The organism is Micromonospora rifamycinica (genome assembly GCF_900090265.1).
GTDB lineage: Bacteria > Actinomycetota > Actinomycetes > Mycobacteriales > Micromonosporaceae > Micromonospora > Micromonospora rifamycinica.
In genome coordinates, this window is the sequence record NZ_LT607752.1 from 2,105,590 (window position 1) to 2,119,776 (window position 14,187).

General features: G+C 73.6%; 14 protein-coding genes. 8 read left to right on the forward strand and 6 right to left on the reverse strand.

Features of this window, described 5'->3' with window-relative positions; translation table 11 throughout:
• Positions 1-26 precede the first annotated feature (26 nt).
• The gene (locus GA0070623_RS08520; protein WP_067312568.1) at positions 27-932 is read right to left on the reverse strand and encodes a peptidase M23; all 906 of its coding nucleotides are present in this window, start codon (positions 930-932) and stop codon (positions 27-29) included.
• Between the two features lie 417 nt (positions 933-1,349).
• On the opposite strand from GA0070623_RS08520, the gene GA0070623_RS08525 reads away from it, so the two are divergent.
• Positions 1,350-2,270 carry a proteasome assembly chaperone family protein gene (locus GA0070623_RS08525; RefSeq protein ID WP_067312570.1) on the forward strand — a complete coding sequence of 307 codons (921 nt, stop codon included), beginning with the start codon at positions 1,350-1,352 and terminating at the stop codon, positions 2,268-2,270.
• Positions 2,271-2,414: 144 nt separating this feature from the next.
• On the forward strand, positions 2,415-3,209 hold the full coding sequence (locus GA0070623_RS08530; RefSeq protein ID WP_067312587.1) for an exodeoxyribonuclease III: 795 nt from the start codon (positions 2,415-2,417) through the stop codon (positions 3,207-3,209).
• A 52-nt stretch (positions 3,210-3,261) separates the two neighbouring features.
• Here the strand turns inward: GA0070623_RS08530 and GA0070623_RS08535 are convergent, their stop codons facing one another.
• Complete coding sequence (locus GA0070623_RS08535; RefSeq protein WP_084261484.1) at positions 3,262-3,453, reverse strand: DUF397 domain-containing protein; 192 nt, start codon at positions 3,451-3,453, stop codon at positions 3,262-3,264.
• 2 nt (positions 3,454-3,455) lie between these two features.
• Positions 3,456-4,106, reverse strand: coding sequence for a DUF5753 domain-containing protein (locus GA0070623_RS08540; RefSeq protein WP_231932818.1), 651 nt, complete (start codon positions 4,104-4,106; stop codon positions 3,456-3,458).
• Positions 4,107-4,343: 237 nt separating this feature from the next.
• Here GA0070623_RS08540 and GA0070623_RS29880 point away from each other — a divergent pair, with 237 nt between their 5' ends.
• Entirely contained in the window at positions 4,344-4,499 is a 156-nt protein-coding gene (locus GA0070623_RS29880) for a hypothetical protein (protein WP_157517600.1), read from the forward strand.
• Between the two features lie 164 nt (positions 4,500-4,663).
• A complete protein-coding gene (locus GA0070623_RS08550; protein ID WP_067312576.1) occupies positions 4,664-4,984 on the forward strand; it encodes an antibiotic biosynthesis monooxygenase family protein in 321 nt (106 codons plus the stop codon).
• Positions 4,985-5,133: 149 nt separating this feature from the next.
• Here GA0070623_RS08550 and GA0070623_RS08555 read toward each other — a convergent pair whose 3' ends face one another.
• Both GA0070623_RS08555 and GA0070623_RS08560 read right to left on the reverse strand, forming a co-directional pair.
• Complete coding sequence (locus GA0070623_RS08555; RefSeq protein ID WP_067312578.1) at positions 5,134-5,745, reverse strand: class F sortase; 612 nt, start codon at positions 5,743-5,745, stop codon at positions 5,134-5,136.
• A gap of 263 nt (positions 5,746-6,008) precedes the next feature.
• On the reverse strand, positions 6,009-6,716 hold the full coding sequence (locus tag GA0070623_RS08560; RefSeq protein WP_231932719.1) for a hypothetical protein: 708 nt from the start codon (positions 6,714-6,716) through the stop codon (positions 6,009-6,011).
• A gap of 215 nt (positions 6,717-6,931) precedes the next feature.
• Here GA0070623_RS08560 and trmB point away from each other — a divergent pair, with 215 nt between their 5' ends.
• The 4 genes from trmB to GA0070623_RS08580 all read left to right on the forward strand — a co-directional run bounded on the left by trmB (position 6,932) and on the right by GA0070623_RS08580 (position 12,589).
• Positions 6,932-7,558, forward strand: a complete 627-nt coding sequence (trmB, locus tag GA0070623_RS08565) for a tRNA (guanosine(46)-N7)-methyltransferase TrmB (RefSeq protein WP_067312594.1) — start codon at positions 6,932-6,934, stop codon at positions 7,556-7,558.
• Positions 7,559-7,729: 171 nt separating this feature from the next.
• Positions 7,730-10,243, forward strand: a complete 2,514-nt coding sequence (locus tag GA0070623_RS08570; protein WP_067312580.1) for a DEAD/DEAH box helicase — start codon at positions 7,730-7,732, stop codon at positions 10,241-10,243.
• A 119-nt stretch (positions 10,244-10,362) separates the two neighbouring features.
• On the forward strand, positions 10,363-11,007 hold the full coding sequence (locus tag GA0070623_RS08575; RefSeq protein WP_067312583.1) for a hypothetical protein: 645 nt from the start codon (positions 10,363-10,365) through the stop codon (positions 11,005-11,007).
• 643 nt (positions 11,008-11,650) lie between these two features.
• A complete protein-coding gene (locus tag GA0070623_RS08580) occupies positions 11,651-12,589 on the forward strand; it encodes an endonuclease domain-containing protein (RefSeq protein ID WP_157517712.1) in 939 nt (312 codons plus the stop codon).
• A gap of 856 nt (positions 12,590-13,445) precedes the next feature.
• Here GA0070623_RS08580 and GA0070623_RS08585 read toward each other — a convergent pair.
• Positions 13,446-13,928 (reverse strand): cytidine deaminase family protein, encoded by a 483-nt coding sequence (locus GA0070623_RS08585; RefSeq protein ID WP_067314487.1) that lies wholly within the window; start codon positions 13,926-13,928, stop codon positions 13,446-13,448.
• Between the last annotated feature and the right edge of the window lie 259 nt (positions 13,929-14,187).

The window sequence follows — 14,187 nt, forward strand, 5'->3', positions numbered from 1 at the left end:
CGGGCGGGCGCATCGGACCAGGGACGTCAGACCAGGACGGCGGCGACCACCTCGGTCGCCCGCCACTCGTGCTGCGCGTAGAGGTCCGGGTAGGCGGAGATCTGCACGGCCTGGGCGGCGACGGTGAGCGGCAGGTCCTCCCAGCCGGGGATCGCCAGCAGCGCGGTGAGGAACGCCCGGGTGGCGAACGCCGGGTCCATCAGCTGGCCCACCTCGCCCCAACCGCTGCTGGGCCGCTGCTGGAACAGCCCGACCGAGTCGTGGTCCCAGCCGATCGCCTCGTGCGGGTAGTTCTGCGACTCGGGCAGCACGCCGCTGGCGTAGTTGTAGAGGTTGCTCTCCTGCATGGCGGTGGCCACCGCGATGACCAGCGCCCGGCGGGGCACGCCCATCGCCCGACCGGCCTTGACGATCTTCTGGGCGTTGTTCATCTGCGCCCGGTCGAGACCGGCCACCGGGACGATCCGCTTCGGGGTCGGCTTCGGCGTCGGCCTGGGCTTCGGTCGGGGCCGGATGGTCCTGGTCGCGGTGGGCGTCGGGGCGGCGGTGGTCGGGACGGCGGTGCTCGGGCTGGCGGCGGGGGTGGCGGGCACGGTGGGGGCGGGGGTCCGCGCCTCGCCACGGGAGGCGGCCTGCCGACCGCGCTCGGCGAGCGCGGCCTCGGTGCCGGCCCGGTCCTCGGCCCGCTCGTCCGGCAGGGTGGCCACGCCGGTCACGGCGACCGCGCCCAGGCAGCACAGCACGCCGGCGGCGATGGCCACCCGGGTGCCGGCCGGTCGCCGGCGCAGGGGGTTAAGGAGCCCGCCGAGGCGGGTACGGGGAGAACGGGGTTCACGGAGAACGCCGACCTGAACGGACGAGGGGGTGTCGTCCGAACGGCCAGTCATGCCCACGGGGGCGCTCTGGTCGTCGATGGTGTCGTCGTCACGCATCCGCCGAGGCTAGGCGGGCACCTCCCCGGTGACCCACCGTCACGGAGTGGGCCTCGCCACAATCACCCGTCACCGGCCGGGACGCGGACCCTGGACGGGTGGCCGGGCCGACAGACCTCCCGCAACGGGCATTGCGGTCAGGCTCTCCGGGCGGCGTCGCCACCGGTCGTCGGTGGGACAGACCACCGCGGTCCCTACCATGATCCACCATGTCCGCCTTTTGGCCGACAGGACGGAACCGTCCGGCCCAGCCACCCCGATCCACTCGACGAATTGGCAGCTTCCTCCGGGTTTGATAGCCGGATCGGTCACGTTGCGCCCAGTGATGGAATGGACAGCAGCGCCGGGTACGTTCCCCGAACCGGGTGCGGTCCGTGCGAGCCACCCGTACGCGCGTTTCCTCAGGAGGTCCGACCGGTGCTCGACCCACACGAGCTGTACCAGCTCACCGACGATCTGCCCGACCTCGGTCAGCCGGTGCTGATCCAGGCGCTCACCGGCTTCGTCGACGCCGGCAACGCCAGTCGACTGGCCCGCGAGCAGCTCCTCACCTCGCTGGACGCCCGCACCATCGCCACCTTCGACGTCGACCAGCTCTTCGACTACCGGTCCCGGCGACCGGTGATGACCTTCGTCGAGGACCACTGGGAGGAGTACGACGCCCCCGAGTTGGCGATGCACCTGCTCCAGGACGATGACGAGACGCCGTTCCTCCTGCTCACCGGCCCGGAACCCGACCTGCAATGGGAGCGTTTCGTGGCGGCGGTCGGCGCGGTGGCCGCCCGGCTCGACGTCCGGCTCACCGTGGGCCTCAACTCGATCCCGATGGCCGTCCCGCACACCCGGCCCACCGGGGTCACCGCCCACGCCACCCGGCGGGAGCTGATCGCCGGTTACGAACCGTGGTTGCAGCGGGTGCAGGTCCCCGGCAGCGTCGGGCACCTGCTCGAGTACCGGCTCGGCCAGCTCGGCCGGGACGCCCTCGGCTTCGCCGCCCACGTGCCGCACTACGTCGCCCAGACCGAGTACCCGGCCGCCGCCGAGGTGCTGCTCTCCTCGGTGTCGCGCAGCACCGGGCTGCTGCTGCCCAACGACAGCCTCCGCTCCGCCGCCGAGGTGGTCCGGATGGAGATCGACCGGCAGGTCGCCCAGACCGACGAGGCCGCCGCGCTGGTCAAGGCCCTGGAGGAGCAGTACGACGCGTTCGCCCGGGGGCGCGGCGAGAAGAATCTGCTCGCCGCCGAGACCGGTCCCCTGCCTACCGCCGACGAACTGGGGGCCGAGTTGGAGCGTTACCTCGCCGAGCAGACCCGGCCCGGGGACAACCCCACCCCCTGACCGGCCCGTGCCCCGACGGCGGCGACCCCGAGCGGGGACGCCGCCGCCCGTCCCGATGGCCGCCCGCCGTGATGGCCACCCGTCCCGGTGGCCGCCCGGCGGGCCGACCCGGCGCGGCCGGCGGTGATGCGGCAGGCTGGGCACATGCGCCTGGCGACCTGGAACGTGAACTCGGTGAAGGCCCGGCTGCCCCGGCTGCTGGACTGGCTCGCCGGCACCGCCCCCGACGTGGTCTGCCTCCAGGAGACCAAGTGCCCCGACGGGGCCTTCCCGGTCACCGAGGTCGGTGCGCTGGGCTACCAGGTGGCCAGCCACGGCGACGGCCGGTGGAACGGGGTGGCGATCCTGTCCCGCGTCGGCCTGACCGACGTCACCGTCGGCTTCCCCGGCGAACCCGGCTTTCCGCAGCCTGAGGCCCGCGCCGTCTCCGCCACCTGCGCCGGGGTCCGGGTCTGGTCGGTGTACGTCCCGAACGGCCGGGCGGTCGACGACCCGCACTACGCGTACAAGCTGGCCTGGTTCGCCGCGCTACGGGACGCCCTGGAACCCGAGGTGGCCGCCGGTGGGCCGGTCGCCGTCTGCGGGGACTTCAACGTCGCCCCGACCGACGCCGACGTCTGGGATCCGGCGCTCTTCGCCACCTCCACCCACGTCACCCCCGCCGAGCGGGCCGCCCTGGCCGCCCTGCGCGACCTCGGTCTCAGCGACGTGGTGCCCACCCCGATGAAGGGGCCGCACCCGTACACCTACTGGGACTACCGGGCCGGCATGTTCCACCAGAACAAGGGCATGCGGATCGACCTGGTGTACGCCTCCGCGCCGCTGGCCGTGAGGGTCCGCTCCGCGTACGTCGACCGGGAGGCCCGCAAGGGCAAGGGGCCCTCCGACCACGCCCCGATCGTGGTCGACACCGACCCACCGGAGGTCGCACCGGCCTGACCCGCCAAGCACCAGCGCCTGCGCCTGCACCGACGATCCCGGGTGCTCCTGCCTAGCGGCGGCGGGCGGCCCTGGCGAGGTCGACGAAGCCGCGCCACGCGCCCGGCGTGAAGGCCAGCGTCCCGCCTTCACGGTCTTTCGTGTCGCGCACCAGGACGACACCGGGCAGATTGTCCGCCACCTCGACGCAGTTGCCGCCGTTGTTGCCGCTCCGGGTGCTCTTGCGCCACCGCGCACCGGTCACGTTCATGACGTCGCCACCTTCCGAATGAGATCCAGGGACTGCGCCCGGGGCAGGGCCTCCCCCACTATGCGCGCCCACCGCTGTTCCAAGGTAGCGATATCCTGACGCTGGTCGATGATCTGCGCGCGCACCTGACCGTCCACATGCGTCACCCGCGTCCCGTCGTCGAGGTCGGCCACGATGAACGGCCCACCGAGACCGGCGTACATCCCGGTGTCCGCCGGGACCACGTGCACCTGCACGGTCGGCAGCTCGGCGCACTCGGCCAGGTGGGCGCACTGCTCGCGCATCAGCTCGGGCCGCCCCCGCACCGGCCGACGGAGCACCGCCTCGTCGATGACGGCGACCAGCAACGGCGGGCGGGCCCGGTGCAGCACCGACTGCCGGCCGAGCCGTGCCTTGGTGAGCTGGTCGACCTCCTCCTCGGTGAGCGCCTCACCCGCCAGGGTCGCCCGTGCGTAGGCTTCGGTCTGGAGCAGGCCGGGAATCCAGGCCAGCTCGAACCATCGCAACGCGATCGCCTCCCGCTCGATGTCGGCCCACCGGCGGAACCACACCGGCTCGCGCCGCCGCAGCGCCTCCGGCCAGAGCTCCAGGGCGAGTTTCGCCTCGCCGCACGGCCACGGGTTCGCGTCGACCCGGCAGAGCCAGATCGGGCGTACCGGGGTGTGCCGGCCCGGCAGCGGGGCGGTCACCCGGTCACCGGCGAGTCGCCCACCGGGTCCGGCCGGCTGGCGCGGGGCGGAGTCGCCACCGTCCTGCGGCGCGGCACCGCCGGCTCCGGCCGGGCGGCGTTCCGCCCCGCCCGCCGCGCCGCCGCCCGGGGCTGCGGAGCCGTCGTCCCGGGCTGAGCAGCTGTCCTCCCGGGCTGCGCGGCTGTCCTCCCGGGCTTGCTCTCCCGGTACGACGGGGACCGGCCCGGCCTGCTAGCCCTGCTCGCCGGGCTGTCGGCAGAGGCGACCGAGCACCTGACCCAACTCGACAACGGCCGCCGGACCGACGTGACCGACCGCTTCCTGGCCTGGGCTCGCCGGCCCACCGACTGACCCGCCGACGCCGGCCGCCGCCGTCCCCGCCGGCCACCGCTGCCCACGCGACCCGCCCGTCGTCACGCGTCCCCCGGTCGACGCGGCGCGGACGGCGGCGGTCGGGGTCGCGGTGGCGTCGGGAGCCCGGAGTCCGGGGGCGGGGGCGCGGCTAGGCTGGTGGGATGGCAGTCGTGAAGATCAACGCGATCGATGTCCCGCCCGGTGCGAGTGCGGAGCTGGAGAAGCGGTTCGCCGCCCGGGCCGGCGCGGTGGAGAACTCCCCGGGCTTCCTCGGCTTCGAGCTGCTGCGCCCGGTCGCCGGGGAGAGCCGCTACTTCGTCTACACCCGGTGGGAGAGCGAGGAGGCCTACCAGGCCTGGGCGGCCGGGCCGTCCCGGGCCGCGCACGCCGGTGGCTCCGGTGGCGAGCAGCAGCGACCGGTCGCCTCCGGCGCGTCGCTGCTGGAGTTCGAGGTCGTCCAGCAGGTGACCGGCAAGGGCTGAGCGACGCCGCCCCGGGCGGGCCGACCGCGCGGTCGGCCCGGGGCCGGCATCGTCGCCCGGTACGGGACAGGGCGGGTGCCGCCGGCCCGGGCCGGCGTCGTCCCCCGGGACGGCGAGGGGCCGCCGTCGTCCCGCCGGGGCGGGGCGGGTCAGGGTGAGCGGATGTCGGCCAGCGAGGCGAAGGCGATCACATTGTCGGCGTAGCCGGTGCGCCCGCCGACCCACTGGCCGCCGCAGGTGATCAACCGGAGGGCGGGTGCCCCGCTGTTGCCGTAGACCCGGTCGGCGGGCAGCGCCGACTTGTCGAAGAACTCCACCGAGTCGACCCGGAAGACCACCACCCGCCGGTCGTCCCGGGTCACCTCGATCGTGTCGCCGGTCTTGAGCCGGCGCAGGTCGTAGAAGACCGACGGGCCGTCCTTCGAGTCGACGTGCCCGACGATGATCGCCCGACCCGGCTCACCCGGGGTCGGACCACGGTCGTACCAGCCGGTCTCGTGGTGCCGGTCCAGCGGGGGGACGTCGATCGATCCGTCCCGGGCCTGACCGACCGGGGCCACCGGGGCGGCCACCCTGATCGCCGGGACGGTGAGCCGGAGGGGTCGGCTGGCCGGCAGGCTGCCCGGCACGGGGCTCTGCCCGGCACCGGCCGCCGCGCGCGGTGACGGCGTGCCAGACCGGTCCAGTGGCCCGACCGTCCGGCCCAACCCGGCACCGGTGGCGAAGACCCCGAGCAGCACCAGCAGCACGGCCAGCGGCACCGACCAGGGGCTCCGGGTCGACGCCGGAGGGCCACCGGACGACGCCGCCGGGCCGGCGACGCGGTGCTGCGGAGTCGGCGTACCGGGCGGCGGGAGCGGGCCACGATCCGGCGGCACCGGACGATCGGGCTGTCGGACCGGGTCGTGGTGCTGCGGGTCCGGGCTGGCCGGCGGCGGGAGCGGGCCGCTGCGGGAACCCGGAGAGGCGGGCGGCGGAAGTGGCCCGCTGCGGGGAGCCGAAGGGACGGGCGACGGGGGCACGGTCAGCTCCCGGCGACGCCACGCGGCCGGCGGGCCGCCACGATCCCGACGACGGCCCCGGCGATGGTCAGCGCCAGCCCGCCGGGCACCAGCAGCCCGCCGGGCAGCCCGCCGCCGGCCGTGCCGCCGAAGCCGGTGTGCGGCCCGGGGCTGGGCTTCACCTTCTTGACCACCTGGAGCGCCGTCGAGGCGGTCGCCCCGTCGGGGCATTCCAGCTTGACCCGGTAGCTGCCCGGGCGGGTCCGGTCCCGGACCATCGGGGCGGCCCTGAGCAGCCCCTGCTGCGGTTGGACCTGGACCCGGCCGAAGGCGTCCGACACGACGGTCGCCGGGATCGAGTTGTCGTGACAGCTCGCCCGGATGCCGACCAGGTAACCCGGCTCGACGGTGCCCGGGGTCACCTCGACGAAGACCACGCCGGGCGGCGGCTGGGGCTCCCCGCCCCCGTCGTCCGGCGCGGGTTGCCCCGGCCCGGGAACCGCAGCGACGACCGGCACGACAGCCACCGGCACAGCGGCGGCCGGCACGACGACGGCCGGCACGGCGGCGGGGAGCGGGGCGGCGGCCGGCACGACAGCCACCGGCGCGGCGGGGAGCGGGCCAGCTCCCAGCGGGGCGGCGGCCGAGGTCGGGGCGGCGTGCCACAGCGCGGGGACGAGGGCACCGAGGGCCACCGCCAGCGCGGCCCGGTGCAGCGTGATCGACACCATTCCCCCTCCGGCGTCCCGGGCAGCGCCCGACCGACCCGGGCGTCGACCTGCCGTATACAGGATGAATCGTCTCACCCTCCGACCGACGGCACATCCGATACGGCGGAACCGTCGCGTACGCTCGGGTCGCTGTGACCTCCCTCGACGCTGACCCCGCCGTTCCGGTGGCCCCGCCGGCCACCCGGATCCGCACCTTCCACCCCCGGCGCGGCCGGATGAGCAGCCGGCAGACCGACGCGCTGGCCCGGCTCCAGCCGGCGTACGGGATCGGGATCGCCGACCTCGACGGGCCGGTCGATCCGACCCGGTTCTTCGACCGGCGGGCACCGGTGGTGCTGGAGATCGGCTCCGGGATGGGTGACGCCACCGCGGCGATGGCCGCCGCCGACCCGGGCCGCGACTACCTGGCGGTCGAGGTGCACACCCCGGGCATCGCCAACCTGCTCGACCTGGTGCAGCGCCACGGCCTGCGTAACGTCCGGGTCGCCGAGGGCGACGCGCTGGACCTGGTCCGGGCCATGCCGGAGGGCTGCCTGGACGCGGTGCACGTCTTCTTTCCCGACCCGTGGCCCAAGCTGCGGCACCACAAGCGGCGGATCATCCAGCCGGAGCACGTGGCGTTGCTGCGTTCCCGGCTGGCCGTCGGCGGCACCCTGCACTGCGCCACCGACTGGGCCGAGTACGCCGCGTCGATGCGGTCGACGCTGACCGCCGATCCCGGGCTGGACGACGTGCACGGCGGTTACGCCCCCCGCCCCGCCCACCGCCCGGTGACCAAGTTCGAGCGCCGCGCCCTGACCGCCGGTCGCCCCGTCTTCGACCTGATCCACCGCCGCCGCTGAACTCCGCCGAAGTCCGGCCGCCCGGCCCCGCTCCGGCCGCCCGGCGGGGTCCGGACGGCCGGTCCGGATGGTCGCCCGCCGGGGCCGGGTGGGCGCGGGCGACGGCACGGCGGCCCGGGACGGTGGCCCGGTTGGCGTGGGGGGCGGTGGTGCGGGCACGATGGGGGCGCTATGACGCTGACTGCCGCGCTGCCTCGAAGCGCCGACCCCGACACCCTCTTCGACGCGTTCGCCGGCTGGGCGTCCGGGCGTGGGCTGGACCTCTACCCGCACCAGGAGGAGGCGGTCATCGAGATCGTCTCCGGCGCCAACGTGATCATGAATACGCCGACCGGTTCGGGCAAGAGCCTGGTCGCCATCGCGGCGCACTTCACCGCCCTGGCCGACGACCGGACGAGCTTCTACACCGCCCCGATCAAGGCCCTGGTGTCGGAGAAGTTCTTCGCGCTGTGCGAGGTGTTCGGCGCGGATAACGTCGGGATGCTCACCGGCGATGCCAGCGTCAACGCCGACGCCCCGATCATCTGCTGCACCGCCGAGATCCTGGCCAACCTGGCGCTGCGCGAGGGCGCCCGGGCCGACGTCGGCCAGGTGGTGATGGACGAGTTCCACTTCTATGCCGAGCCGGACCGGGGCTGGGCCTGGCAGGTGCCGATCATCGAGCTGCCGCAGGCGCAGTTCGTGCTGATGTCGGCCACCCTGGGGGACACCACCCGGTTCGTCGACGACCTGACCCGGCGCACCGGCCGGTCGACCGCCGTCGTCCGGTCGGCCGAGCGGCCGGTCCCGCTGATCTTCTCGTACGCGATGACGCCGCTGCACGAGACGCTGGAGGAGCTGCTGGAGACCAAGCAGGCCCCGGTGTACGTGGTGCACTTCACCCAGGCCGCCGCGCTGGAACGCGCCCAGGCGCTGATGAGCGTCAACGTCTGCACCCGGGCCGAGAAGGACATGATCGCCGCCGCGATCGGCAACTTCCGGTTCACCTCCGGCTTCGGCAAGACGCTGTCGAGGCTGGTGCGCCACGGCATCGGCGTGCACCACGCCGGGATGCTGCCCAAGTACCGCCGGCTGGTGGAGACGCTGGCCCAGGCCGGGCTGCTCAAGGTCATCTGCGGCACCGACACGCTGGGTGTGGGCATCAACGTGCCGATCCGTACGGTGCTGTTCACCGGCCTGAGCAAGTACGACGGGGTGCGTACCCGGCTGCTCAAGGCCCGCGAGTTCCACCAGATCGCCGGGCGGGCCGGGCGGGCCGGCTTCGACACCATCGGGCGGGTCGTGGTGCAGGCCCCCGAACATGTGATCGACAACGAGAAGGCGCTGGCCAAAGCCGGTGACGACCCCAAGAAGCGGCGCAAGGTGGTCAAGAAGAAGCCGCCGGAGGGCTCGGTCGGCTGGGGTGAGCCGACCTTCCAACGCCTGGTCGAGGCTGAGCCGGAGCCGCTGACCTCCAGCTTCCAGGTCAGCCACTCGATGCTGCTCAACGTGATCGGCCGGCCGGGCGACGCGTTCGCCTCGATGCGGCACCTGCTCACCGACAACCACGAGGACGCCGCCGCCCAGCGCCGGCACATCCGCCGGGCCATCGCCATCTACCGGGCGCTGCGCGCCGGTGGGGTGGTCGAGCAGCTCGCCGAGCCCGACGAGACCGGCCGCCGGGTCCGGCTCACCGTCGACCTCCAGCTCGACTTCGCGCTCAACCAGCCGCTGTCGCCGCTGGCCCTGGCCGCCATCGAACTGCTCGACGTCGAGTCCCCGTCGTACGCCCTGGACGTGTTGAGCGTGATCGAGTCGATCCTCGACGACCCGCGCCAGGTGCTCTCCGCCCAGCAGTTCAAGGCGCGCGGCGAGGCGGTCGCCGCGATGAAGGCCGACGGCATCGAGTACGAGGCCCGCATGGAGCTGCTCGACGAGGTGACCTGGCCGAAGCCGCTGGCGGAGCTGCTGCACGCCGCGTACGAGATGTACCGGCAGGGGCACCCGTGGGTCGCCGACCACCAGCTCTCCCCCAAGTCCGTGGTCCGGGACATGTACGAACGCGCGATGACCTTCGGCGAGTACGTGCAGTTCTACGGGCTGACCCGGTCCGAGGGGCTGGTGCTGCGCTACCTCGCCGACGCCTACAAGACGCTGCGGCAGACCGTGCCCGAGGACGCCAAGACCGAGGAGCTGATCGACCTCATCGAGTGGCTGGGGGAGCTGGTCCGCCAGGTCGACTCCAGCCTGATCGACGAGTGGGAGCGGCTGCGCAACCCGTCCGACGTCGCCGACGTGGCGCTGGCCCACGCGTCGCTGGAGGAGCGGGTGCCAGCGGTCACCCGCAACGCCCGCGCCTTCCGGGTGCTGGTCCGCAACGCGCTGTTCCGCCGGGTCGAGCTGGCCGCCCTGCGCCGCTGGTGGGACCTCGGCGAGCTGGACGGCGCGACCGGCTGGGACGCGGACGCCTGGGCCGACGCGCTGGAGCCGTACTTCGAGGCGTACGACGGGATCGGGGTGGGGCCGGACGCGCGCGGCCCGGCGCTGCTCATGATCGAGCAGGGCCGGGAGAAGTGGACCGTCCGGCAGATCCTGGACGACCCGGAGGGTGACCACGACTGGGGGATCAGCGCCGAGGTCGACCTGGCCGCCTCGGACGAGGCGGGGGCCGCCGTGGTCCGGGTGACGGACGTCGGGCAGCTCTGATTTTTTCTCGGAAGGGGTCGTCCGGTGCGTCCGGACGGCCCCTTTTCCGCCCTGGGCGATGTCACCCCCGTCGATTAGAATGTATGTACTAATCGAGTTCCTGACCTGGGAGGACGCTCGTGACCGCGCCCATCAATGCCCCCCTCACGCCGTACGCCACCCTCCTCGGTTTCACCCGGTACGTCGACCGCACCGGGCCCACCAAGGCCACCTTCGTCGGCGGCCTGCGCCGGCAGCGGGCCAGCCGGCACGGCTTCAACCCGCACGGCCAGTTCGTCAAGGCGCTCAAGGCCGACATCGCCTTCCACACCGGCGGCAGCCACCTGGCCGGCGTGGCCGATCTGGTCAAGCCGCGCTGGCGTCCGCTCTACCAGGCTCTGGTGCCCGGCGCGACGGCCTGGCTGGAGTCGCTGGGCGAGCCGGCCGGCATCGAGCTGGCGCAGACCCGCGACGCCCTCGCGATGCTCGGCGACCTCCCCGTCAAGATCAACCCCCACTTCGGCATCCGGTACGCCGACGGTCACGCCGAGGCCGTCCGGCTGCACTTCGACGAGACCCCGCCGAGCGAGGAGGCGGCCCTGGCCACCCTGCACCTGATGGCCCGGCACATGGACGCCGTGCTGCCGCACGCCGAGCCGGTCCTGGTCGACGTGCGGCGGGGTGTCACACACCGCACGCCCGACCACGTCAAGCCGGCACAGGTCGAGCAGTGGCTGGCCGGCGAGGCCGCCGCCTTCCGCGCCATCTGGTCGACCGCCGCCTGACCCCGGGCAACGGCCGGTCCGGGTCGGCTCCGCTCCCCCACCCGAACCGGCCACCGCCCACCCGAACCGGCCAGCGCCCACCCGGCAGCCCACCGACCCACCACGACCGACCAGCACACCGCCCACCCGAACCGGCCAGCGCCCACCCGGCAGCCCACCGACCCACCACGACCGACCAGCACACCGCCCACCCGAACCGGCCAGCGCCCACCCGGCAGCCCACCGACCCACCACGACCGACCAGCACACCGCCCAACAGCGTCCGAGCCTCGTCGAGGCTCGGACGCTGTTGGCGTTCCCGTCCCGCCGCTCGGACGTCCCGCTGGACTCGGTCCCGCCGCTCGGACTCGGTCCCGCCGGCGCAGGTACAGCGGCGGGTCAGCTCGGCGCCCAAGATCGTGCTCGAACCAGGATGTAGTGGCCTCCCCACGGTAGGAGACCACTACATCCTGGTTGCAGCATCCTCGTTGCACCGTGATCTCCAGCCACATCGGCCGTCTGCCTCTCGCAGCAGCGGCGGCCTCATCCGTCGCCCCGGGTTATCCACAGGGAGAGCAGGCGGAGGGGAACTACGGCGGAGGTTGGCGACGAAGTTGTCCACAGGGGACAGCTTGGAAGGGGACGCGACGGGCAGGGTGGAGGTGTGCCGAAGACTCCCCGTCGCCCGCCGCAGTTGCGGGGGCGCATCTTCCGTGGATCGGTGGCCGTGTCGCGCGGCCTGCTCACCCGCAACGACCTGCGCAGCTCCGCCTGGCGACCGCTGTTTCGGGACGTCTACGCCGACGCCCAGCTCAGGGTCACCCACCGCCACCGGTGCACGGCTGCGACCCGCTGGCTGCTGCCGTCCGGTGCCGCCATCGCCGGCCGGTCCGCCGCAGCCCTGTTCGGTGTCACCGGCGTATCCGCTGATGAACCGATCGATGTGCTCGTACACCGTCGGCGGCCGGTCGCGGGCGGGCAGCCGGCGGCCGGGCGGCGACGCGGGCCGGCGGTCGGCCTGCGGGTGCACCACGGTGATCTCGCGCCCGAAGATGTGATCGACCAGGCCGGGGTGCCGGTGACCTCGGCAGAACGTACCTGCTGGGACCTGGCCCGGTGGTGCGACGTGGTGGAGGCGGTCGTCGTCATCGACGCGCTGTTGGCCGGCCGCCTCACCGACGTTCCCACCGTGCGGGACTATGCCCTCTCGCGGGCCGGGCAACGCGGGTGGCGAGCCCTGCTCCGCGCCGCCGACCTGGCCGACCCGGGAGCCGAGTCGCCGCAGGAGTCACGGACGAGGGTCCGCCTGGTGCTGGCCGGTCTGCCCCGACCCGAGACCCAGTGGGTCGTCACGGCCGACGGTCGGTTCGTTGCCCGGCTCGATCTCGCGTGGCCACAGTTCAAGGTCGCCGTCGAGTACGACGGGCTGTGGCACAACGACGCCGACCAGTTCCACCGGGACCGGCGTCGACTGAACCAGCTGCTCGGCGGGGAGTGGATCGTGCTGCACCTGACCGCCCGGCGGCTCCGCGAGGACTTTGCCGGCTTCCTCGCCGAGGTACGCGCCGCACTACGTCGCCGCGGACACCGCTCCCGGGCGTAATCTCCCACCCCCGCTCTCCACCACACGCCCCCCACCCCACCCACCGTCCTGGGCACCACCGCTCTCCGCCGCACACCCACCACACGGCCGTTCGCCGCAGCCTCACTGCACTCCATTCGCGTTTGCTCACCCGCCCCATCGTTAACCAGGCATTGCGCCGCCACAATGCGCCACCACGCCGCGCCCCCGCCACCCACTCGCCTGCGCGCACCCACGCACGCCCCGCACCCCACCCGCCTTCGCACCCCACCCACCCACCCATGCCCTTGCACCCCACCCGCCTTCGCACCCACACATCCCCTCGCACCCCACCCGCCTTCGCACCCCACCCGCCCAGCCATCCCCTCGCACCCCGCTAGTAGCTCGCCCCCCTCGTGCCTCTCACACCCCCCACCCGGCCCGCACCCCATCCGTTGCCATGGTGCCCGTGCCTTCCCGCGACGGTCGGAAGATCATGCACGAACATGGAAATAGTGGTGTTCATTGAAGGGGAGACCACTAATTCATGGATCGAGCGTGATCTTGCTGATTTCCGGAACTCAGCGGAGGACTCCCAGCCGTCGGAAAAGGACGCTCGGGGTGTCGGGAGGGGCCGCCTTCTCAGGAGGCGGGCGAGGTCGATCAGGCCATCAGGTACCGGCCAGGTCGCCAAAGGAGCTCGTTGGCGATGCCGATCGTTCAGACACCATCGGAGATGTCAGGCGCCACGTCCGTCTTGACGGTCGAGGCGCAGACGCCGACACCGAGGACCCACGGTTCGACACCGGGGATCGAGGATCAGAGAGAACGGGGGCTCCACACCGAGAATCCGGGGCAGGAGAAAGCGGGGCAAGAGAAAGCGGGTCTCGACGCCGGGTCAGTCCTCCGAGGCGGGCCGGCTGGTCGGGACCGTCGGCATGGGCCACTGGCCGGTCCGCACGATCGCCGAGGCGTCCAGCCGCTGGTCGGCCCAGGTGTCCCGCTCCGGCAGCAGGTCGGCGACCGGCAGCTTCCGCAACGCGTCCAGCGGGCCGACGATGACCCGGATGCCCGGGTGGTAGTCGAGCAGCACCTGCCGGCACCGCCCGCACGGCGGGACCACCCCGCGCCCCCGGTCGCCCACCGCGACGATCGCCTCCAGCTTGCCCACGCCCTGGGTGGCGGCGGTCCCGAGGACCACGATCTCGGCACAGGGGCCGCCGGTGGGGTGCAGCAGGTCCACCCCGGTGAAGACCCGGCCGTCGGCGGTCCGAGCCGCCGCCGCCACGGTGTGGTTCGCGCTGCGGCAGCGCAGCTTGGCGACCGCCGTGGCGGCCTGGACCAGCGCCCGGTCGGTGTCCAGCAGCATCGTCGTCGTCATCCGGCAGCCCCCCGCGATCGCGTCGTCGGCGGTCAGCGTAGCCCGGCGACGGCCGATTTCCCGGGCAGCGCTCCGGTGGCGGTGACGGCATCTCACCCGGCCGCCGCCAGGCACCCTGACCTGCGCCGGAGCCGACGACAGCGGGCACCCTGACCTACGCCGGAGCCGACGACAGCGGGCACCCTGACCTGCGCCGGAGCCGACGACGCCGGGGGCGGGTGCCGCGCCGCGCCCCGCCCGACGGGGTAACCCGGGGGCG